The sequence below is a fragment of the Dendronalium phyllosphericum CENA369 genome (assembly GCF_016056275.1).
Lineage (GTDB): Bacteria > Cyanobacteriota > Cyanobacteriia > Cyanobacteriales > Nostocaceae > Dendronalium > Dendronalium phyllosphericum.
Window position 1 is genome coordinate 25,431 of record NZ_JAECZA010000228.1, and the last position, 20,623, is coordinate 46,053.

Genomic DNA, 20,623 nt, shown 5'->3' on the forward strand with positions numbered 1-20,623 from the left:
CAGTGGGGGATTCAGACCCGCCACTGATTGCATTCTGACTCCTGAATTCTGAATTCTTCTTCAATTCAAAGTACTGCGATCGCCACCATAAATCCTGAAACGGAAAGTTAAAAACGACTATGAAATTTACACGAAATCCCACTTCAGGCAAGCGTCGTCATAGCTGGCTTAAAACACTGATTCTGGCTTTCTTTTTGTTGGTATCCATAATGCCACCAACTGTTCAAGCTAACGCCAGCGAAAAAGCTCCAGTTTTGGACAGCACAACCACACTTCAAACTATACTTACCAGCAGTCATCGTTCGCAAAAAAATCGCCTGCGAGACAAATATCGCCATCCAGCCCAGACCCTTGAATTCTTCGGTCTGCGCCCTAATATGAGCGTGGTTGAATTGTGGCCGGGGAATGGTTGGTATACTGAGATCCTCGCTCCATTTTTACAGCAAAGAGGGCAACTTATAGTTACTAACTTTGCTGACAGCAAGAATAAACAAGCCTTGGCTTTTCAAGAAAAGCTAGCGGCAGATCCAGAGGTTTTTGGTAAGGTCAAAGTAGCCCAAATTAATCCTCCAAACGAACTCATCCTAGCCCCCGACAATTCCGTGGACATGATTGTTACCTTCCGCAATATTCACAACTGGGTTAAAGCTGGCTATGCCGAGCAAGTTTACGCCGCAGCTTACAAAGCACTCAAACCAGGGGGCATCTTGGGAGTGGAAGAACACCGGGCTAGAGCGGGCATTTCTTCAGAGGAGAGTAACAAAACTGGCTATATGTCTGAAGATGGGGTAATTGCTGCTCTCAAGAAAGCCGGCTTCAAATTGGTGGGCAAATCAGAGATTAACGCCAACCCCATGGATACTAAAGACTATCCAGGTGGAGTTTGGTCGCTACCTCCGACCTTGAGCCAAGGTCAAAAGGATAGACAACGCTTCCTCGGCATTGGGGAGAGCGATCGCATGACCCTCAAGTTCGTCAAACCCAAAGCCCCTTGAGGATTTTTAAATAAAGAATAATCTCTAGCTGATTTTCTCTCCGCGCAGGCGGACTACCCTTCAAGAAGCTGCTAACGCATCTACATTTGTATAGCCAAGCAAGTGCGTTGGGGAGACACTGCGTGCAGAGAGAAGTCGCTCTTGCGGGTTTCCCTCCAAGCGAACTTCGGAGAGTTCCCATGACAGGTGTAGGCTCTTAAAAGGGGAAGGGTTTAAAACCTTTACCCCTTACCCCTTACCCTTTTCCCGTCTGTCAAAAAGACTTTGGCAGACTACTAAGTGTAAGATGTAATGGGTTTGTAAATCTTTTAACTGTGTGAAGTTTGCCAGTATATTCCTAGATTAGCTTGACACAAATTATAACAGTAGTAAAATTTACAATATCACACAAAAATTAAGGCAATAAAATAAAGTAGCGTACTTGTGCGTAACACCACAAATTATGCATACTAATAATCAACATTCATCGGCTCAAAACATTCCGGGTTATTATAGCCTGGGAACGCCTTAATTACATATTACTAAATAAATTGTTGCGTTGAGATTTTATGGACAAAAGTCCACAAGATGGCAGTATTATCCTCCTCTAAGCTGGTGAGGCAGTCTCCCAGCGCGGGGGAGACATTAGGAGGTATCATGCTTACACAAGATATTCGCAATTCCCTCATTGAGGCGACCGATTTAAACCAGCTCAAATGGGATTTAAACAGTTTACAACCTGTAGATGTAGGAGAATACATCACACAATTACCGGAAAAACAGCGGGCGATCGCATTTCGGCTACTCAACAAAGCACAGGCAATTGATGTCTTTGAATATCTGCCAACACAAGTCCAGGAAGAACTGATTAATTCTCTGCACGATCTAGAGGTAGTGCATATTGTAGAGGCAATGAGTCCTGATGAACGAGCAGAATTGTTTGACGAACTGCCCGCCGGAGTCATCAAACGACTATTGCAGGAACTAAGTCCAGAACAAAGGCAAGCAACGGCCACAATTCTCGGCTATCCAGAAGGTACAGCCGGGCGGGTGATGACAACAGAATACGTGCGGTTACGGGAAGGATTGACTGTCGGAGAAGCCTTAAGCAAGATCCGCCGTCAGGACGAAGACAAAGAAACGATTTACTATGCCTATGTCACGGACGACAACCGCACCTTGGTTCGCGTTGTTTCATTGCGTCAGTTACTATTCACCTTTCCCGACGTTTTAATCCGAGATATTGCTAGCGATCGCGTGATTAAGGTGCGAACAGAAACATCCCAAGAAGAAGTCGCCCAAATCATGAAGCGCTATGACTTAATTGCTATCCCTGTAGTCGATCGGGAAGACCGATTAGTTGGCATCATCACGATTGATGACGTAATTGATATTTTGGAAGAAGAAGCCACAGAAGACATTCAAAAACTGGCAGGTGTGAGTGGCGATGAAGCAGCTTTATCTCCTCCTCAAATTACCATCCGCAAGCGCTTGCCTTGGTTGTTGGGAATTATGGCATTGTATATCGGTGCAGCCAGTGCGATCGCGCCTTTCCAATCTATAATTGCCGCCGTGCCAGTTCTAGCGGTGATCATGCCGATTTTTTCTAATACTGGTGGCACTGTAGGTATTCAAGCATTAACTGTAACAATTAGAGGCTTGGGTGTAGGTGAAGTGACACCTAAAGATACTCTAAAAATTCTTCGCAAGGAAATTTTTGCTGGTTTTGGCACAGCCATAGCTTTATCCTTAACTATGTTCCTGCTTTCCTTAATTTGGGCACACCCTCAAGAGCGATGGGTAGCCTTAGTTGCAGGATTGGTTATGGCGACGAATACAATTGTTGCTGTGACTCTTGGTACTTTACTGCCAATGGCTTTGAAGCGGCTAAAGCTAGATCCTGCCTTAGTGAGCGGGCCGTTAGTAACAACTATGCTGGATACAATTGGATTCTTAACATTCCTCAGCCTGATTTCCATCGCTTTGAAGGTTTTCCATTTACCAACATAAGCCCCAATCCAAAAAGATGTATCTATTTTGATAGAAGACAGGTGGTATCATTGCCTCTGCATATATAAATTAAAAAGTTGTAGAGAAGCGTAGCACCGCTCCCTAGCAAGGAAATTAGCTCGGATCTCTACGCACAACGATCGCTATTTATGCCTACTACCACCTGGAATCGTCATCACGTTCTCTCCTTAGCTGACTTCACTGCCGCTGAATACGATACTGTTTTGCAAACAGCTGCTAGTTTTCAGGAAGTATTATCACGGCGGACAAAGAAAGTACCAACCTTACAGGGACAGGTGGTGGCAAATTTATTTTTTGAACCGTCTACCCGCACTCGCAGTAGTTTTGAACTCGCTGCCAAACGTTTAAGTGCAGATACGCTCAACTTTGCTGCATCTACTTCTTCTATGACCAAGGGAGAAACAATTCTCGACACGGCGAAAACCTATTTGGCCATGGGAACTGATATTATGGTAATTCGCCATAAAGAGGCAGGAGTACCAAATGCGATCGCGGCTGAAATGGATCGCCTTGGTGTGAAAGTTAGCGTTCTGAATGCTGGTGATGGTCAACACGAACATCCTTCCCAAGCACTGTTAGATTTATTTACTATTTGTACTCTAATTGACCCAGATCGCCCCCGACTGGAACTTTTAAAGGACAAAAAAATTGCCATTGTTGGAGATATTCTCCATTCTCGTGTGGCGCGATCTAATATTTGGAGTTTAACAGCCAGTGGCGCTCAAGTGCATCTGGCAGCGCCACCCACACTTTTACCCAAGTTATTTACTGAGTACGTCTTAGAGTCAGCAGAGTCAGCAGAGGGGCAGGGGGGCAGGAGGCAGGAGGCAGAAGTCGCAAGTCGCAAGTTATTCTCCCTCACTCCCTTGTCTCCCTCATCCCCCTCATCTCCCTCATCCCCCTCATCCCCCTCACTTTCAATTCCCAACCGTCAACTATTTCTACATTGGCAGCTAGAACCTGCCTTACAAGATGCTGATTTCGTCATGACTTTGCGCTTGCAAAAAGAACGCATGACTGCTCATTTGCTGCCTAGTTTGCGAGAGTATCATCAAATGTTTGGCATTACACGCACTAAGCTACAACTGTGTCAGCCTAATGTTAAAGTCTTGCATCCAGGGCCAGTTAACCGTGGTGTTGAAATTAGTTCTGAATTGATGGATGACCCGGAATTTAGTCTGATTCAATCACAAGTTACCAGTGGAGTAGCTGTTCGCATGGCATTGTTGTATTTGTTAGGTAGCGGCAAGGCTTCGGGAATTTAAAATTTACTGTGCTAACTGATGTGAGAAAATGTTTGGCGATCGCATCTTTCATTAGAAATAGCTTTAGTTGCAATAGTAATAGATATACTATTTTGTTATTCTTGCTCTAGCTCAAGAAAGAATACTCTAATGCAATTGATTCGATAAACTCGTCCGCTCGTATGAAGACAAAAATCTGGAATTTGAGAAAATGGTTTTGTAGAAGTTAAGTAGTTAATAACTTCTGCAAGTATCGAAATATAAAAAACTATGAAACCAATCTTTTTGACGGCGGCAGTTTTACTCAGCACTCTATCTCTAGCTGTTCCTACGCATGTAAAAGCTGAAAACATCACCGTGCGGCGTTTATTAGAAACGAGAGAATGTTCGGGATGTAATTTAACAAGCGTGAACCTCAAAGGCACTCACTTAATAGGTGCTGACTTAAGAAATGCAAATTTAAAAGGTGCAAATTTAGAAGGCGCTAATTTAGAAGGTGCTGATTTAACAGGTGCTAATTTAGAAGGTGCTAATCTCAAAGAAGCCTTTGCCACTGATACTACTTTAAACAACGCTAATCTGACTAATGCTAATTTGAGCGAGGCTCACTTACATAATGCTCAAGTCGATGGCGCTATCATGATTGGAACTAACATAGAGGGTGTTAAAGGGTTTGATATCAATCTCGGTATTGGAGGAGGAGAATGAAAGTAAAAATGATGAGTTAGGAGTTTAAAAGTGAAAACTCCTAACTTTTAACCTTTACTCTCCAGTAATTGAGAGTTCATCAACCCAAACTTTAGGCGCAACTCCTCCTGGCGTTAACTCTACCTCTTTTTCCACATAAATTATTGACTTCAAGAGTTCCAAGAAATCACCAGCAACGGTTGCTGATTCAATACTTGTCTTAACCCCTTTGTTAATTATCCAACCGTCGAAAGGCAGAGAAAAAGAGCCTTGTAAAGCTTTCACACCTGCGTGGAGAGCGTGTAAATCATCGATAAAAATTACATTGTCAGCAGTTTCTAAGCTCAATTCCTGCTCAGGAGTTGCCGCTGCAAAAACATGATAAAAGTTGGGACTGATGCTAACTTTTGCACCAATACTTGCATTACCTGTTGGTTTAGCATCCATTCTTTTAGCAGTCCCAGCACTATGGAGAAAGCTGGTTAAAACGCCATTTTCAATCAGCGAAACCTGACGAGTAGGAGTTCCTTCTCCATCAAAACTTTCTGCACCAATATTTCCTGGGTGGAGTGCATCGTCATAAACCGAAAGTAAAGGAGAAGCAATTTGCTTACCTAAATCGTCAGTAGTAGATAAGCTTTGTTTATCCAAAATACTTTGAGCATTGAACAAATTAGAAAAAGCACCCAACAGACTTAAAAAAGCCTCTGGTGAGAAAACAACTCGATATTTACCAGTCTTGATTTTCTCATAATTCAAGTGGCTGATAGTTTTTTCCACAGTTTCTTTGATACAACCGTTAATGTCTAAATTATCTAAACTTCGGTTGATTCTAAAAGCACCCGCGCTGCGCGGTTTTTTGCCTTCTTCCTCAGTTTTGCTGTATAAATAAACCGATGCTATGGAGTGAGATTCAGTTCTAACTGCGCCATCGCTATTGAGATAAAACCTATCAATATCTCTTTGAGCTAGACCGTTGTAAGGCACTCCTTGAATAGCCGGATGAGCAACCAAGAGTTCTTTTTCAGCTAAGATGAGTTTTTCTATTATTTCAGAAACAGGTGATTGGGGCGCTTTTTTGTGAGATGTATTGTCAATAGGAATAGTAGCTTCTGGACTGAAATCAGGCACATTTTCCTTCACACCAAAAAAACTAGCTTCATAGGCAGTTTTTAAAGCTAATTCCAGTCCTTTGGGGTCTACATCTGTAGTACTGGTGACACCCATTGTCTTGTCTTCATTCCAGACACGAACAGTGACACCAGAACGATTTGAGGCTTTAACTTGTTTTGGCTCACCTCGATCTACTTGTACGCTAGTTTCATCTATTGTTGAGCCATAAATATCGAACTTCTTAATACCAAGCTTCTCAGCATTGTCCTTGGCATAAGTTGCAATCTCATTAATATTCGGCATAGTCAATTTTAGATTTTAGATTTTGGATTAGAAATTAGGTAGCTTTTTGAGATTAGATTTTAGATTTTGGATTTTACTTATTTTGCTTTTCTCGTAGCGTTTTTATTGACGCAACGGTCATAGCCAGAATTTCGGTAGTTTCTTGCATCAGATTTTTCAGTTTTTCTGCTATCATTCATCCCGATTCAACAAGAAGCTCTAACCAATAAAGTGTTTCATCAGCTTCTTCGACGATGCTGAGTTTAGCAATCAAATCGGCTACTGATTTAGACCGACAAGCTGCTCGATAATTAGCACCTACAGAAGTAGCTGAACGTAACAATTGCTTGCTCATGACATTAGCAGTTTTGGTTTGTGGCAGTGCCTCAACTAGACAAATAACTCGCAATGCAAGCTGCTATGTTCTAGTTTTAAACTGTTGCTCATTCACAATCCAAAATCCAAAATCTAAAATCTAAAATTATTTAGCGTCCGCCTACGGTTATGGAATCAACTTTAATGTGGGGTTGTCCGACTGTGGTGTAGATACTGCCACTAACGGAACCACAAAAACCAGGTGCAAGTTCCAAATCTTGGGAACACATGGAAATTTTATTCATGATTTCCTTAGCTTCACCAATGAGAATGGCTCCCTTTAGCGGTTTGGTAATTTTGCCATTTTCAATTAAATAAGCTTCATCAACACTAAAGTTAAATTGACCTGTAGCTCCAACGCTACCACCACCCATCTTTTTACAGTAAATACCTTTATCAACAGAAGCAAATAAATCCTCAGTTGTATATTCACCCGGAGCAATATAAGTATTACGCATCCGACTAGCAGCAGCAAAGGTATAATTCTGGCGACGGCCGCTTCCTGTTCTGGGGTGTCCGGTACGCACAGAACCAGCTCTATCTGCTAGAAAGTTTTTGAGAACGCCTTTTTCAATTAATAGGGTTCTTTGAGCGGGCATACCTTCGTCATCCATGTCAATTGTACCGAAAGCATTGTCAGCTCGTCCTTCATCCCATGCTGTCAAACTTTCGTGAGCAATTTTTTCACCTTTTTTATCTGCAAAAGGAGTGGTATTGCGTTCGATTTGAGTGGTTTCTAGTAGGTGTCCGCAGGCTTCATGGAAGATAACTCCACCGAAGTGATTTGCCATGATAATCGGGTAAGTGCCTGATTCTACATAATCTGCGTAGAGCATTTTACCAGCAGATTCTGCTATTTGCTCGGCAGCTTGCTGATAATCCCAAGTTCTCAGGAAGTTAGCATCGCTGGTATTACCGGCGCGCTCGCCAATGGAGGCGCGATTAGCACCATCAGCACACAGGAGGTTAAATCCTACCGACTGGGTAAGGCGAATATCACGAGCAAATGTGCCATCACTGGCAGCCACTAATACTTCTTGCCAATCCCGAAAATAAGTAGCGCGGCGCGATTGCACGTGGCTAGCTTTTTGCTTCAGGCGGCTAGTACCGTCAAGTAGGATTTCTCCCATTTCTCGAATGGAACTACATAGAGGCAACCATCCATCTTTACCTCGTTTAGTGGCATAGTCTCTCAGTAATTCTAAATTGATTTCTGGTATAAAAGCATTGTGATTAGGTAGTTGTAATCCTAGAATAGAAAGACCTTTCTCTAAAGCAGCTTTTAAACCTGAAAACGAAAGATTATTTGTGCTGACGTAGCAATCAGCTTTGCCGCGAAATACCCTAACTCCCGCGCCTGTAGCTAGACTCGGTGAAATACTGGTAATAGCGTCGTCTTCTGCAAGACAACTAATATAGTTGCGACGCTCTAAGAAAAATTCGATGAAGTCAGCGCCAGCGGCACGTCCTAGTCCTAAGAGGGTAGCCAGAGGGGCTTCCCAGGTTTCATCGAATCGCTCTAGTGTGGAGGAATATTGTAGGGTGGGGAGTTGGTTCGACAGAAGTAGCGTACTTGTAAGCATGAATAGCCTCGTCTGCTGGCATTATCAGAGATTTGACTGAAAAATCCTGGTGTGTTCACTCTAGCAAATTTACATCTTGACTAGCTGCTTAAACAGCATTTTGGCAGATCTGGCACTCGTCGGCGATCGCACTTCTGGTTTACCGTCTTCTCCCAAATACCCCTCAAACGGGTAAATCTGGGAAATAATAATCGGAGTTAGGCGATCGCCAAAACGAAAATCAGAAAACACCTGAATGTAAGGTGCAAAGCAGTCACCTGTAAGCATTTTGGCTAACTCGTCTTCAATTTCCAATTCTTACTGCTGGAGACTACAAAGCTGTTGAACATGGTATCGCGTAGCGCTCTTAATACCCAGCCCAATGGTATTTTTGTAAAGTCGCTCGTACCTGGTGCTTTTGCGGGTTTATTTGATGAGATGCAAGATTTGAGCGATCGCGTTTACGAAGGCAAATCACAGTAAAGCCAAAGACAAGTGACTAATTTTGTCAATATGTAAAACTCATACTATTCCACCATTGCCAAGTCCGAGATCGTTGTTGCTTCGCTGACGCTTCGTCATGCTGTCCATCACCCCACCCATGATCCGAACCCGCGCCCACCGCGGCAACAGGACAAGCGAGTAAGTAAGCAGCTTCGACAGTAGCCCTGGCAAAATTGTGGGCTTACGGCCCAAGGCATTCAAAGTTGGTTGAGCCACGTCCGCAGGGTTTAGTGCCATGCCCATCTGCATACCAGCACGAGTAGCGAAGCCACTATTTGTTGGGGCTGGGGCGGATGCGATGACATCAACTCCCATAGGCGCAAGTTCAACATACAGTGCCTCAGCCAGTGTTTGCACGTAGGCCTTGGTTGCTGCATAATGAGCGGCAAAGGGCATACCTTGGAATCCCACGATAGAACTCATCAGCACCATGCCACCGCCACCACGCTTTGCGAACCGCTGCCCAAAGTACCAGCTCAACTTCAAGAGTGCACGGCAGTTAACGTTGAGCATTTCTATCTCTTGTTCGAGTTGGGAATTGAGAAACGATCCTGAAGTGCCAAAACCAGCAGATGCGATTAGCAAACCGACATCCAAATCTTGGGTAGCAGTTTCTAGGGTTTCGGCTGCTTTCTCTAGAGCTAAGTCGAGTCCAACAACCCGAACCTCAATACCATACCGAGTCATGAGATCGGTTGCCATTTGCTCCAGGATTTCTTGGCTGCGCGCGCTCAATACGAGATTCAGCCGCGCCTCAGCCAACTTGAATGCCATTTCACGACCGATGCCGGAGGATGCACCAGTCACTACTGCCCAAGGGCCATAGCGGGTATACAATCGCTTTTGCCATCTTACGCCCATATTTAGCTCCATTTATTTTTAAGTTGATTTTTCTGGAGTTTCGCACCGGAAACTCGTCTAAAATCCAGTCATGATATTAAGCGACCATCTTCCATCTGAACAATGCGATCGGCAATATCCAAAATACGATTGTCGTGAGTCACCAGCAAGATGGTACAACCTTGTTCTTTTGCTAAACGCTGCATAAGGTTGACAACATCTCGACCAGTTTTTTTATCTAATGCAGCAGTTGGTTCATCAGCTAAAACTAACTTGGGATGACTAACTAATGCACGAGCGATCGCTACGCGTTGTTTTTGTCCGCCAGAGAGATTTTCGGGGTAATAATTGCTTCTTTCTCCTAGTCCCACTTCTGCAAGTATTGCTTCAGATTTAGTTCTTGCTTCTTCTTTATTAACATGTCTATGTAGTTCAATTGACATTTGGATATTTTGTCTTGCTGTCATAAATGGCAATAAATTATGAGCTTGAAAAATATAACCAATAAAACGTCGAGTTTGCACCATTTGCTCCTCGTTTGCACCATTCATTTCTTTATTGAAAATGCTGAGACTTCCTTGTTGAACTGACCGTAAAGCACCAATTAATGATAGTAAAGTAGTTTTTCCCGACCCCGAAGGGCCAGTCATAATCACAATTTCTCCAGAATTTATATATAATTTAATATCAAACAAGACTTGCTTTTTTAAAGCACCACTACCAAAATAATGGTTGAGATTCTGAATAGCAATTACAGATTTCATAGTTATCTATATTATTAAAAAATATCAGCAGGATCTGCCGATTTGAGTTTACTTACCGCAGTTGCACCGGAAATAAAACACATAATAATAGTTGCTATTATGACAAATATCGCCCGATTAAATGTCATTTCCACAGGAAGAAGCGTAGCTTTTTTAGTAATTTCATACTGAAATATAGAAATTAATAAACCTGGAATATAACCTAAAATACTAATAAATAAAGCTTGTTGTAAAACTATCGATAATAAATATTTATGTCGATATCCCATCGCTTTGAGTGTTGCATATTCAGGCAAATGTTCAGAAACATTTGTATAGAGAATTTGATATACAACTACCATCCCGACAATTAATCCTAAACCCACTCCTAAATTAAAGATAAATCCAATAGCTGTGCTACTCTGCCAATAGTTTTTCTCAAATTGAATAAACTGTTGTTTGGAAAGAACTTTAACATCTGGAGGTAAGTAATTTTCAGCCTGTTTTATAAATTTTTGAATATCTATTTCTGGTTTTAATTTAATTAAACCAACATCAATAAAACCTTTTTTACGGTTACTAAAAATTCTCAAAAAATTTACATGACTCACCATTAAATTCCCATCAGAACCAAAAGATGTTCCCAACTCGAATAAACCTACTACATCAATTTTGCGATTATTACCCCTGCTATTAACTTCTGTAGTCACAGTCTTTTTTTGTTCAAATTCAGAAACAATAGGGCCAAATTCAGAGCGAGAATTGCGGTCAAATAGAACTGTATCAGGTATTTTCAGAGCTTCAATATTCTGATTAACTCCTGGCAAATTGAATATGCGATAACGTAAATCAAAACCAATTACATAGAGATTACGCCAATAATTTCTAGTTTCAGGGTTTTTCCATTGAGCAAAGTCTAAATATATAGGTGCGACAAAATCAACTTCTGCAAACGCCAATACTTGATCTAAACGTCTTTCCGAAAATGTTTCCATAGCAATTAAAGAAGTAGAACGGGGACTGATTAAAAAACAATCTCCCTCCAATCCTTTATGCAGACGGACGGCACTATCAAACAAAGCATCGCGGATACCAAGCTGCATAAAGATAATCACAACAGCAAAAATTACTCCTGAAAGTGCTACTATCAGCCTAACTTTTTGATATCTAAGTTGTAACCAAGCTATAGGTAATTTTCTAAACATACTATTTGATTAGAGTTCGGTAGGCGTGAATATTAATTATTGGGAGCAGGTAGGAGGATGTGAATTTATTTGATTTTTCTTTACATAGATTTTTTTATATGTTGTTCTATGAGGATTACTGAATTAATTACTTTTACTGGTCTGAGAATCAACTGTATTGATGATTACATTCACCTGTAAATTAGTTAAGCTAGCAACTTGTTGACTAGATTCTGGATTTAAGCGAATTTTTACTTCCACTACTCTGGCATCTGCATCTGCAACGGGGTCAGTACCTAGAGCATTTTTAGTACTAATCTTCCAGCCAATTTCCTCGACAGTTCCTTTTAATTCTTTTATGACTCCCTGCGCTTTAATAGTTGCTATTTGACCGACGCGGACTCTAGTGATATCCGTTTCATACACTTCGGCTTTTACATACATTTGGTCAGTTTTACCTAATTCTAAAATTCCGTCACTACCAATTAGTTCGCCGGGCCAAGTATGAATTTTGATAATCCGACTATTTCGAGGCGATCGCACATAAGCTAAATCTAATTCAGCCTGCGCTTGCTGCACAGCTGCTTGCGCTGCTTCAAGTTCCGACTTGGCTAGTTGTACGTCCACCGGACGGACTTCTGCTACTGAATTCAGAGTCGCTTGTGCTTCCTTGATTTGCTTGCGATTCGTGGCTATGGTGCGATTTAAGTTGGCTTGAGCTTCCGCGATCTGCTCTTGATTTGTGCTAACAATGCGATCGAGATTTGCTTGTGCTTCCTTGAGAGTTTCTTGTGTGGTGTTTTGTTGTAAGCAAAAACTATCTCGCTGTTGAGTTGCAACCGCCCCTTGTTGATATAAGCTTTGATAGCGATCGCAATCGATCCGAGCATTTTCCAATTCAGCCTTAATACGTTCAATAGTTGCTTTTTGAGCGTTTCTTTCCCCTGCTAACTTTGCCTCTAAGCTAGCAATAGTCGCTCTTTGGGTAGCAATTTGCCCTTCTAATTCAGCTTGAGTACCCTCAAACTTGGCATCTTGAGCGTTAATATCACCTTTTTTTGCTCCGGCTTTGACTTGCAAAAGACGAGCTTCGGCAACTTTAACTTGTGATTGCGCTTGTTTAAGAGCTGCCTGTAAGCGATCGCGATTATCCAAAATCGCCAACACCTGTCCTGACTTGACTCGCTCTCCTTGTTTAACAAGCAGTTGTTGAACTTTTGCACCTTCCATAAAAGCTGGAGCTGAAATTTTAATCACTTCTCCTTGAGGTTCTAAATATCCTGTCGCAGCCACAGCATTGGGGGTAATTACAGCAGCTTGGGAAATAACTGGAGGGCTAGAATTTACTGACTGGAAATGTATTACAGAGTAAGTAGTCACAGCACCAGTTACTAAAGCGGCAGTAACTAAAACACCAGTTTTTGCCCATCCTGTTGGTTTGAAAGCTAGCTGTATTTTCATGGAGCTATCCTGTAAGAGTCGAAAAAAATTTCTACGATCGCTTAAGTCCACTGGTAGTTATATACCTTAAATGGGTATTGTGGCGGCAGATTGGCTTTGACGTTTTTAAATTCCCAAATCTACCTATTTAATTCAAATTTTTGGCAACACGCCCTTTTCTACCAATGTATTGACCGTGAATACTAACCATATAAGGAACAATGTAAGTCAAACCTCCAGAAATCCAACGCTCAGATGTCATATGACCAGTCAAAAGTGCCCAACCATGATTGATTGTGAACAGCAGAGATCCGATAAATAGCGCTACTTTAAAAGCAGTTGGCATCAACTGACGATCGAATAAACTCGATAGATATTCTTTGACAAAATTCCTATGCCTCATATGAAAATATCACGATCGTGGAGTTGCATTTATTGACATAATTTTGTGTTGTGAAGAATTCAGCTAATTTTTCTAATGGTAGGAGCATTTAAATAAGCTTGAGGATTTTCTGGATCGAATTCTAAACCATTAAAAAATTTCTCCACACCTCGTGATGTACTTGGTGGAATTGCTTTTTCCTGACCAATCAATTTTGCTGCTTCTCGCCATAAATCTTCGCGATTCACAGCATCAATTAAAGGTTTAGTTTCAAATTCTGGCGAGCGATGTCCCCAGCGCATATCCTCAATTAGAAACCACAGGTCATGACTTTTGTAGGGGTAGGAAGCACTGTCACGCCAGAATTTAATTGCATGAGGACTGTTTTCTACCACACGCCCGTTTCCATAATCAATCTTGCCCAGTAAGCGATCGCGAAGGAAATCAATTTTGACTCCCATCCATTGGCGCTGTGAGAGAATCTGAAACATTTCCTCTTTATTTTCAGGGCGATCGCACCACATCTGAGCTTCCAAAATTGCTGCAAGCAAGGCTTTAGCCGCCTTGGGATGTTTATCTACCCAGTCACCACGCACAGCGAGTGCTTTTTCCGGATGATTGTTCCACAACTCGCCACTAGTTACAGCTGAATAACCAAGCTTCTGTTTGATTAAACGATGATGCCAGGGATCGACCACACAAAAGCCATCCATCGTACCACCCCGCATATTAGCTACCATTTGAGGTGGTGGGACTACAATCAGCGATACATCTCGTTCTGGATCGATACCACCGTAAGCAAGCCACCAACGCATGAAAAAATCCCCTGTTACCCGTCGATAGGGAATAGCAAAGCGAGAGATTTCTCCATGCAAGGCCTTCTGAGCTAAAACTGATTTAATCGCAAGGCTGTCTAAACCCAAGTTTAAATTCTTATAAGCATTGGCAAGTGAAATCCCCTGTCCATTCACATTCATGCGAGCCAATATGTACATAGGGATTTTACGACGATAGCTAATCTCTCCCGTAGCAATTAAATATGCCATGGGAAAAAGTACATGAGCGCCATCCAAGCCACCATTGGCTGCACCTAACATCAGTTTGTCGCGGGTCACAGCCCAAGAAGGCTGCTTATTGACCTGGACATCAGGCATACCATATTTAGCAAAAAAGCCCTTTGCTTTGGCAATGATTACAGGACAACAGCTGGTAACAGGGACGAAGCCCAGTGTTGCTTTTGTCACTTCAGGAGTATCATTGTCACCAGCATACACACCTGAACTCAACTGGTTAAAAGTAGAGCCAGAAGTGGGGCGATGGGTTATTGTTTGAGTCAGTAGGGCTGCTGCACTTGTTGTTAAGAGAAATCTGCGTCTGGAAAACTTTGTCATAGAGACTGGGGACTGGGGATTGGGGACTGGGAACTGATATTTTTACTCAGCATTCTCAAGTCAGAAGTAGAAAAGCGAACAATCAATCTCAAAAATGGTTTACCGCTCAAAGTTTCTGTGGCGAAATATTAAATAGCTTCAGGTGAAGGTTGGACTATTTGGCTCTCTATATACTTAACTTGTTGCTGCTGATGCAGGAATTGCATGAGTTGATGGTGTAGGTGATGATAGTTACTGCTATCCATCATCTCTACTGGTCGTCGAGGATACGGAAATGGCACTGCTAAAATTTGCTCAATGGTAGCACCAGGACTGTTTTTCAACATCACTACACGATTGGAAAGCAACAGGGCTTCATCCACATCATGAGTAACCATGATTGCAGTAATATTGTTTGCATTACAGATATACATTAATTCAGTTTGCAAATTACTACGAGTTAGTGCATCCAAGGCTCCAAATGGTTCATCTAACAATAGCAACTTGGGCTTAATAGCTAAAGCACGCGCCAGCGCTACTCGTTGCTTCATCCCCCCAGAAAGTTGTGTGGGTTTCTTATGAATGGCATCTTTGAGTCCGACCATTTCCAGGGTATGGGCAATCAATTGATGGCGTTCTTTCTTGGATTTGTGGCGCATGACTTTATTGACAGCTAAGGCAACATTATCCCAAGCACTTAACCAAGGTAAGAGGGAATAGTTCTGAAACACCATCATCCGGTCTGAACCTGGCCTAAGTATTAATTGACCATCAACTTGCACATAGCCTTGTGTTGGTTTATCTAATCCAGCCACAATATTGAGTAAGGTAGATTTACCACAACCTGAATGACCAATTAGGGAAACAAATTCTCCTGGTCTGATTTCCAAATCTATGTTTTTTAGGACAAGATTTTTACTACCATTAGCAAGTTTAAATTCCTTCGCCACCCCTCTAATTTCCACAAAACTAGACATATTTGACGATCCTTACTGTTATAACTTGAGTATTTTTCTCTGCAATAAAGTTAAGCTGTTGTGCCTTCTCATAACTTACTCTTGTGGAGTTAGTTTGAAGGATAAATAATTCATCATCTTATCTAGAAGCAAACCTACTCCACCTAAGTAAATAATTGCCAAGATGAGTTCGCTAATGTTGGAGTTGTTGTAGGCATCTATAATGAAAAAGCCGATTCCATCGTAAGCTAGTAACATCTCAGCTGCAACAACAGCCAACCAAGACAAACCAAGCCCAATTCTTAATCCTGTGAAAATGTAGGGAAGTGTAGCAGGTAATTGAATTTGCAGAAAGTTCTCAAAACTTGTCAGTCCTAAAATCTTGGAGACATTAGTGTAATCTTTGGGAATCAGTTGTACGCCCAAAGCAGTGTTAAGGATAATCGGCCAAATTGCCGTGATGAAGATGACAAAAATGGCGGAAGGATCTGGTTTCAAGAAGATTGCTTGAGCTAGAGGTAGCCAAGCTAGAGGCGCGACCGGACGCAACATTTGAATGATGGGGTCGATCGCTTCTTTTAGAAATTTATTGAGACTAATGATAAAACCAATGGAAATACCTACTATTGCAGCTAGGGAGTAGCCAAAAGCTACTCGTTGCAGGCTGGCAAGAATCAGCCAGAAGAATCCTTTGTTATTGCCTCCCTTATTAAAAAAGGGATCGATAATTAAACCCCAAGTATCAGTTATCACCTGGAATGGAGAAGGCAGCGATGTTTGAGGATTTAAACTGAGTAAATACCACACAAATAACATGACTGCAATACCAACAGCAGGGGCAATAATTGACTGAAACTGCTGATGGAAAATTAATTTTTTAGTGTTGATGAACATTGAGGGATATCCTCTGATTTTGACCTTTTTGCACTGATGACCTGGAGCAACCCTGTATAATCTCACCTTGTCAAGCGATCGCTAATTCTGTTGTCCACTCGTGGTCATATTTACCACCTGCGGTAATGTTTACCTATGTCATTGAGAAAGCGATCCATACTGCGTTCGGCTAAAGCCGCTATAGTCAGTGAGGGATTAACACAGGCCGAGGAGGCTGGAATCAGAGAACCATCAACAATAAACAAGTTACGATAACCGTAAACTTGCCCATAGGTGTCGCATACTTGTCCAATAACTGCACCGCCCAAGGGGTGACCTGTGGAACTAAAGTCAGGCGGCCCAGCCAAACTTGTACCGTTTGCTTGATTAATTAGTTGATATGTATACTGAATAGCCTTAGCCAGTTTTTGATTGTTAGGGGAGGTAGAAGGCCAGAATAGATCCGTTGACTTAGTTGAAGCATTGTAAGTAAAATAACCCTCTGGCTTAGTGATTCCCTGACCGAGAATAATTGCAGCACCTTGTGGTACTGAGGGAACAGGAAATGGTTCGAGTAGTACTGGAGCAATGGGGTTATCAAAATGCTCGATTGCTACTACGCCCGGAGTTCCAAAAGTCGGATTGGTTTGTTTGTTGCTAATCACGGTAGTTACTGAATCGGCATTAGTTCCCCATCCGAACCCAATTTGATAACTGAGGCGGGGTAAAGTCCGTTCTTCTCTGGCACGTACCAATAACTCTGTAGTGCCAATTGAACCAGCAGCTAAAAACAAGTACCGACAAATAAAATGCTTTTGGGCAAGCACTTCTCCTTTCTCGTTAATTTGATTGCAAACAACCCGGTAGAGCTTATCTCTGAATTCGCTAATTTCAGTTACTACGTGCAAGGGTCGGATTTCGACATAACCCGTTTTCTCTGCCATTTTCAGATAGTTGCGGTCTACGCTGTTTTTTGCTCCACTTTCAGCACCGTAGTAATATTGACCTGAAATAATCGAAGGTTTCTTTTTACCTGCGATTTCTTGCCGAACGATATCCCAATCAAAAGCGATCGGAATCTTTCGGGTTTTTAAACCTGCTTTGGCTGCCTGCTCTAGAAAAATGCTGCTGGATAAGTAGTAAGGACTTTGGAGAATGTCATCTGGAATTGGAGTTGCCTTCAGGATGGAGCGTACTCGTGGATAATAGATAGAATCTAGTTCGGAGTACTTGATTGAATTTGGAAAAACTTGGTAAAAGAACCTTTCTGGCGGCTGATAGGTAATACCGCCGTATACAAGTGAAGTCCCGCCGACACCAGCTCCATTCAAAGCACTAATAGTATTTCCTACTGCTATTTTCCCACTCAGAATGCCAGTATAAATGTCTATCGGAGCGCCAGCATTAAAGAATAGGGATGTTGGATTTAAAAAAGCTGCGCGACCATCAGGCTTGTCGTAGGGGCTAAAAGTATTGCCAGCATCAGTAATATTCCAGCGTCGGCCGCGCTCCAATACAATAGTTTCAATTCCCGCCTCACCCAAGCGCAATGAGGCCACCCCTCCACCAAAACCACTACCAATCACGAGTGCTTCAATGTATTCATCAGACTGATGAAACTTATGAGCCTGTGCTCTCAGATTGGATAAACCTATGCTTGCGGCCGCACCTATCGTACCTTGAATAAATTGACGACGCTTCAGTAAACGAGTCATATTCTATCTCCTCTAATTTTTATCAATAAGTCACAGCAGGATTTTTTTCCTTGATTACACGCAGGGTTTGGGTATATTTTATAAAATATTTTTTACGGGGTTGCGATCGCAGTTAGCAGTAGTCAAACGTTGCTGATTTATCTTTTGCAGATGCTGCAATAACAATTCAATTTCTGCTGCTAGACGTAGAAACTTAACTTGCTGTTCGACTTGGTATGGTAGTTTTTTTAATTCGTTCCAGTGTGAATTAAAGATTAATGTTATCTCAAAGTTACTCATCGACTGAGGATTATCCACTAAAGTTTGGAAACGGGATTGATATGAAAGACTCAATACCGTGATGAGTGTTTGAGGATGTTGAGCAATTACAGACTCAAGTGCAGCAATTCTTAGCAAATTTGATAGCAGAGGCATAGGATTACATTCTTGAAGCCCTGGTGTAGTCGGAATTTTGTAAAATGCTAGCAGAGTCCAATTTACTATTTCTCAAACATCCTCGGAGAACTACATTATTCAAATGCTATGGAAAATGTCGTATTTAGATAAATCTAGACACTTCGAGATTCCCATACCTTAAAACCACGGTTGTAGTTGAGGCTTATATTGGTAATTTTTAAAGTCTTGCCTCATTTGATTAATGAAGGTGTTATCTGGAAGAGTACGAGTTTTAAACAAATAAATTTGTTCGCCCATTCCAACATATATATACAATGCAAATAATTGCAATACGCGGAATATGCAGCGTGGAGATAAGACACCTAAAATTCCAAATCCTTTAAAACGTAGTTTTAGATAATAAAAAATCAGGAAGAAGAAAGTTGCTTTCATCCCTGCAAACACATTACAACGCAGAGCCTCAAACTTTGTATTTGGTAGAAAATCATCAAAGGTTTTGGTAGGGGCATAATTCCAGAACAATTGATCGGCTCGTGTATAATCTATAACGCCGATATTAATTTGTCTCTCAACCAATCGATCGAATAGCTGATATAGTTCAGTAAAAATACTGTTTTTACCAAAGAAGATAAAATCAGCAATTTTTTGGTACTGCGAAACAAAATCAAAGTCCAAAAACCATTTACCTATATACATGGGAACTAATATGCCAAACCAAAACATATTTTCCATGTAAATTCGCCAACTCATCACACTGGCATCTCCCAAATGCTTATCATGTTTCTGATAAATTTGGTTATATGTGCGAGCATTTGTCAGCAAAAACCGATTGTAAAATTCTTGCTTTTTCTCAACATCAGGTTCGCCAGCAAGTTTGCCACAAATGATTTCTGTGGTACTTTCAATTGCCAGAGCTGTTAGGGTTAAGCCAGGAGAATAAAAAGGATCGAACATGTGAGCTGCGTCACCTAACACATACCAATTATCTTGCGAGATAATTTGCTTACTGTTATGTGCCAATCTTGGTAAGTGATTAAAATCAACCAGTTCACCACTTTCAATCAAATTAGAGACAACGGTATGGTTAGCTTTTAAGAAATTAGTGAACTTCTCTAAAGTATTGATCTCTTGGCTAGGAATGACATTTTTGTGATAAACAATTCCAATCGATAACTCTTTGTCATGTTTGTCAATAGGAATCATCCAAATCCAATGACCATGACCAAACCAGTGATGAGTAGCATAGTAACGGCTAGCTGCGGAAGTTGCGGGATGATAGCCATTGTCAATAATGCTGCGGTCTATATTCTTCACCCGCAACCACGCAGAACCGGTATTAATTCCATAAAGCTGTTCGGGGTCGAAGATTAAATTATCAGTTTTTTTACCAATAATAAAGCGACGACCGGCAGCATCAACCAAGTGCTTGGCCTTCAGGTTAATTTGATTTTCCTCAAGTTTAACCTGAACTGTATGCAGTTCGTCTTTGGGTGTTAAATCCACATCGACAACTCGACCATTGTAGAAAATTGCCCCCATTTCTCGATTCATTTGGAGTAAATCTTGCTCCAATTTTGCTCTGTTTAGTTGAAACGTATCAATAGCAACAGTACGATTTCCGACATGATAATAGTCATCTATGTTTTTGGTATGATTGGGATCTTTTGCCCAATGAAAATTCAATCCATGTTTAGGAGAATGGTTTTCAATTAGATATTCATGCAGACCTAATTCTTTACTTAAGAAAGTTGCACCAATTTCTACAGTAGATTCACCAACTTTTAAATCCTTTGTAGTCCTTTCTGGAGAACGAGGATCGATAATAGCTATCTTGATATTGGGATTTTTTAATAACAGATGTCGAGCTTGACAGTTACCTGCAAAACCTGCTCCCATGATTACGACATCATAAACTAATTCTTCAGTAGAGTTCATGAAATATTTCTCCTTTT

20 protein-coding genes are annotated in these 20,623 nt (G+C 41.5%); 5 read left to right on the forward strand and 15 right to left on the reverse strand.

Annotated elements, in window-relative coordinates:
- Window positions 1-119 precede the first annotated feature (119 nt).
- The 4 genes from I8752_RS25410 to I8752_RS25425 all read left to right on the forward strand — a co-directional run bounded on the left by I8752_RS25410 (window position 120) and on the right by I8752_RS25425 (window position 4,957).
- Window positions 120-995: a class I SAM-dependent methyltransferase gene (locus I8752_RS25410; protein WP_214435012.1), complete on the forward strand. Its 876-nt coding sequence runs from the start codon at window positions 120-122 to the stop codon at window positions 993-995.
- A gap of 636 nt (window positions 996-1,631) precedes the next feature.
- Entirely contained in the window at window positions 1,632-2,984 is a 1,353-nt protein-coding gene (mgtE, locus tag I8752_RS25415) for a magnesium transporter (RefSeq protein WP_214435013.1), read from the forward strand.
- Window positions 2,985-3,133: 149 nt separating this feature from the next.
- Complete coding sequence (locus I8752_RS25420; RefSeq protein WP_214435014.1) at window positions 3,134-4,270, forward strand: aspartate carbamoyltransferase catalytic subunit; 1,137 nt, start codon at window positions 3,134-3,136, stop codon at window positions 4,268-4,270.
- A 249-nt stretch (window positions 4,271-4,519) separates the two neighbouring features.
- Window positions 4,520-4,957 carry a pentapeptide repeat-containing protein gene (locus I8752_RS25425; RefSeq protein WP_214435015.1) on the forward strand — a complete coding sequence of 146 codons (438 nt, stop codon included), beginning with the start codon at window positions 4,520-4,522 and terminating at the stop codon, window positions 4,955-4,957.
- A 54-nt stretch (window positions 4,958-5,011) separates the two neighbouring features.
- Here I8752_RS25425 and I8752_RS25430 read toward each other — a convergent pair whose 3' ends face one another.
- The 4 genes from I8752_RS25430 to I8752_RS25445 all read right to left on the reverse strand — a co-directional run bounded on the left by I8752_RS25430 (window position 5,012) and on the right by I8752_RS25445 (window position 8,583).
- Complete coding sequence (locus I8752_RS25430) at window positions 5,012-6,352, reverse strand: TldD/PmbA family protein (protein ID WP_214435016.1); 1,341 nt, start codon at window positions 6,350-6,352, stop codon at window positions 5,012-5,014.
- Window positions 6,353-6,527: 175 nt separating this feature from the next.
- Window positions 6,528-6,740: a four helix bundle protein gene (locus I8752_RS37615; RefSeq protein WP_225895903.1), complete on the reverse strand. Its 213-nt coding sequence runs from the start codon at window positions 6,738-6,740 to the stop codon at window positions 6,528-6,530.
- 76 nt (window positions 6,741-6,816) lie between these two features.
- On the reverse strand, window positions 6,817-8,289 hold the full coding sequence (locus I8752_RS25440; protein WP_214435017.1) for a TldD/PmbA family protein: 1,473 nt from the start codon (window positions 8,287-8,289) through the stop codon (window positions 6,817-6,819).
- 69 nt (window positions 8,290-8,358) lie between these two features.
- Window positions 8,359-8,583, reverse strand: coding sequence for a hypothetical protein (locus I8752_RS25445; protein ID WP_214435018.1), 225 nt, complete (start codon window positions 8,581-8,583; stop codon window positions 8,359-8,361).
- A gap of 33 nt (window positions 8,584-8,616) precedes the next feature.
- Here I8752_RS25445 and I8752_RS38180 point away from each other — a divergent pair, with 33 nt between their 5' ends.
- A complete protein-coding gene (locus tag I8752_RS38180) occupies window positions 8,617-8,751 on the forward strand; it encodes a hypothetical protein (protein WP_263986154.1) in 135 nt (44 codons plus the stop codon).
- 39 nt (window positions 8,752-8,790) lie between these two features.
- Here I8752_RS38180 and I8752_RS25450 read toward each other — a convergent pair whose 3' ends face one another.
- The 11 genes from I8752_RS25450 to I8752_RS25500 all read right to left on the reverse strand — a co-directional run bounded on the left by I8752_RS25450 (window position 8,791) and on the right by I8752_RS25500 (window position 20,606).
- The gene (locus I8752_RS25450) at window positions 8,791-9,633 is read right to left on the reverse strand and encodes an SDR family NAD(P)-dependent oxidoreductase (protein WP_214435019.1); all 843 of its coding nucleotides are present in this window, start codon (window positions 9,631-9,633) and stop codon (window positions 8,791-8,793) included.
- Window positions 9,634-9,701: 68 nt separating this feature from the next.
- A complete protein-coding gene (locus I8752_RS25455; RefSeq protein WP_214435020.1) occupies window positions 9,702-10,376 on the reverse strand; it encodes a DevA family ABC transporter ATP-binding protein in 675 nt (224 codons plus the stop codon).
- A gap of 14 nt (window positions 10,377-10,390) precedes the next feature.
- Window positions 10,391-11,560, reverse strand: a complete 1,170-nt coding sequence (devC, locus tag I8752_RS25460; protein WP_214435021.1) for an ABC transporter permease DevC — start codon at window positions 11,558-11,560, stop codon at window positions 10,391-10,393.
- A 123-nt stretch (window positions 11,561-11,683) separates the two neighbouring features.
- A complete protein-coding gene (locus I8752_RS25465; protein ID WP_214435022.1) occupies window positions 11,684-13,000 on the reverse strand; it encodes an ABC exporter membrane fusion protein in 1,317 nt (438 codons plus the stop codon).
- Window positions 13,001-13,127: 127 nt separating this feature from the next.
- The gene (gene nrtS / locus I8752_RS25470; protein ID WP_225895904.1) at window positions 13,128-13,382 is read right to left on the reverse strand and encodes a nitrate/nitrite transporter NrtS; all 255 of its coding nucleotides are present in this window, start codon (window positions 13,380-13,382) and stop codon (window positions 13,128-13,130) included.
- 59 nt (window positions 13,383-13,441) lie between these two features.
- Window positions 13,442-14,752 (reverse strand): CmpA/NrtA family ABC transporter substrate-binding protein, encoded by a 1,311-nt coding sequence (locus tag I8752_RS25475; protein ID WP_214435023.1) that lies wholly within the window; start codon window positions 14,750-14,752, stop codon window positions 13,442-13,444.
- Window positions 14,753-14,880: 128 nt separating this feature from the next.
- Window positions 14,881-15,708 (reverse strand): ABC transporter ATP-binding protein, encoded by an 828-nt coding sequence (locus I8752_RS25480; protein WP_214435024.1) that lies wholly within the window; start codon window positions 15,706-15,708, stop codon window positions 14,881-14,883.
- 75 nt (window positions 15,709-15,783) lie between these two features.
- Window positions 15,784-16,581 carry a nitrate ABC transporter permease gene (gene ntrB / locus I8752_RS25485; RefSeq protein ID WP_214435025.1) on the reverse strand — a complete coding sequence of 266 codons (798 nt, stop codon included), beginning with the start codon at window positions 16,579-16,581 and terminating at the stop codon, window positions 15,784-15,786.
- Between the two features lie 110 nt (window positions 16,582-16,691).
- Complete coding sequence (locus tag I8752_RS25490) at window positions 16,692-18,275, reverse strand: GMC oxidoreductase (protein WP_214435026.1); 1,584 nt, start codon at window positions 18,273-18,275, stop codon at window positions 16,692-16,694.
- 78 nt (window positions 18,276-18,353) lie between these two features.
- Window positions 18,354-18,689, reverse strand: a complete 336-nt coding sequence (locus tag I8752_RS25495) for a hypothetical protein (protein ID WP_214435027.1) — start codon at window positions 18,687-18,689, stop codon at window positions 18,354-18,356.
- Between the two features lie 159 nt (window positions 18,690-18,848).
- The gene (locus tag I8752_RS25500) at window positions 18,849-20,606 is read right to left on the reverse strand and encodes an NAD(P)/FAD-dependent oxidoreductase (protein WP_214435028.1); all 1,758 of its coding nucleotides are present in this window, start codon (window positions 20,604-20,606) and stop codon (window positions 18,849-18,851) included.
- Window positions 20,607-20,623 lie beyond the last annotated feature (17 nt).

Excerpts from the sequence above, each read along its gene's own strand:
- I8752_RS25410 (WP_214435012.1), top strand. The coding sequence starts at position 120 with ATGAAATTTACACGAAATCCCACTTCAGGCAAGCGTCGTCATAGCTGG.
- mgtE (WP_214435013.1), top strand. The coding sequence starts at position 1,632 with ATGCTTACACAAGATATTCGCAATTCCCTCATTGAGGCGACCGATTTA.
- I8752_RS25420 (WP_214435014.1), top strand. The coding sequence starts at position 3,134 with ATGCCTACTACCACCTGGAATCGTCATCACGTTCTCTCCTTAGCTGAC.
- I8752_RS25425 (WP_214435015.1), top strand. The coding sequence starts at position 4,520 with ATGAAACCAATCTTTTTGACGGCGGCAGTTTTACTCAGCACTCTATCT.
- I8752_RS25430 (WP_214435016.1), bottom strand. The coding sequence starts at position 6,352 with ATGCCGAATATTAATGAGATTGCAACTTATGCCAAGGACAATGCTGAG.
- I8752_RS25440 (WP_214435017.1), bottom strand. The coding sequence starts at position 8,289 with ATGCTTACAAGTACGCTACTTCTGTCGAACCAACTCCCCACCCTACAA.
- I8752_RS38180 (WP_263986154.1), top strand. The coding sequence starts at position 8,617 with ATGGTATCGCGTAGCGCTCTTAATACCCAGCCCAATGGTATTTTTGTA.
- I8752_RS25450 (WP_214435019.1), bottom strand. The coding sequence starts at position 9,633 with ATGGGCGTAAGATGGCAAAAGCGATTGTATACCCGCTATGGCCCTTGG.
- I8752_RS25455 (WP_214435020.1), bottom strand. The coding sequence starts at position 10,376 with ATGAAATCTGTAATTGCTATTCAGAATCTCAACCATTATTTTGGTAGT.
- devC (WP_214435021.1), bottom strand. The coding sequence starts at position 11,560 with ATGTTTAGAAAATTACCTATAGCTTGGTTACAACTTAGATATCAAAAA.
- I8752_RS25465 (WP_214435022.1), bottom strand. The coding sequence starts at position 13,000 with ATGAAAATACAGCTAGCTTTCAAACCAACAGGATGGGCAAAAACTGGT.
- nrtS (WP_225895904.1), bottom strand. The coding sequence starts at position 13,382 with ATGAGGCATAGGAATTTTGTCAAAGAATATCTATCGAGTTTATTCGAT.
- I8752_RS25475 (WP_214435023.1), bottom strand. The coding sequence starts at position 14,752 with ATGACAAAGTTTTCCAGACGCAGATTTCTCTTAACAACAAGTGCAGCA.
- I8752_RS25480 (WP_214435024.1), bottom strand. The coding sequence starts at position 15,708 with ATGTCTAGTTTTGTGGAAATTAGAGGGGTGGCGAAGGAATTTAAACTT.
- ntrB (WP_214435025.1), bottom strand. The coding sequence starts at position 16,581 with ATGTTCATCAACACTAAAAAATTAATTTTCCATCAGCAGTTTCAGTCA.
- I8752_RS25490 (WP_214435026.1), bottom strand. The coding sequence starts at position 18,275 with ATGACTCGTTTACTGAAGCGTCGTCAATTTATTCAAGGTACGATAGGT.
- I8752_RS25495 (WP_214435027.1), bottom strand. The coding sequence starts at position 18,689 with ATGCCTCTGCTATCAAATTTGCTAAGAATTGCTGCACTTGAGTCTGTA.
- I8752_RS25500 (WP_214435028.1), bottom strand. The coding sequence starts at position 20,606 with ATGAACTCTACTGAAGAATTAGTTTATGATGTCGTAATCATGGGAGCA.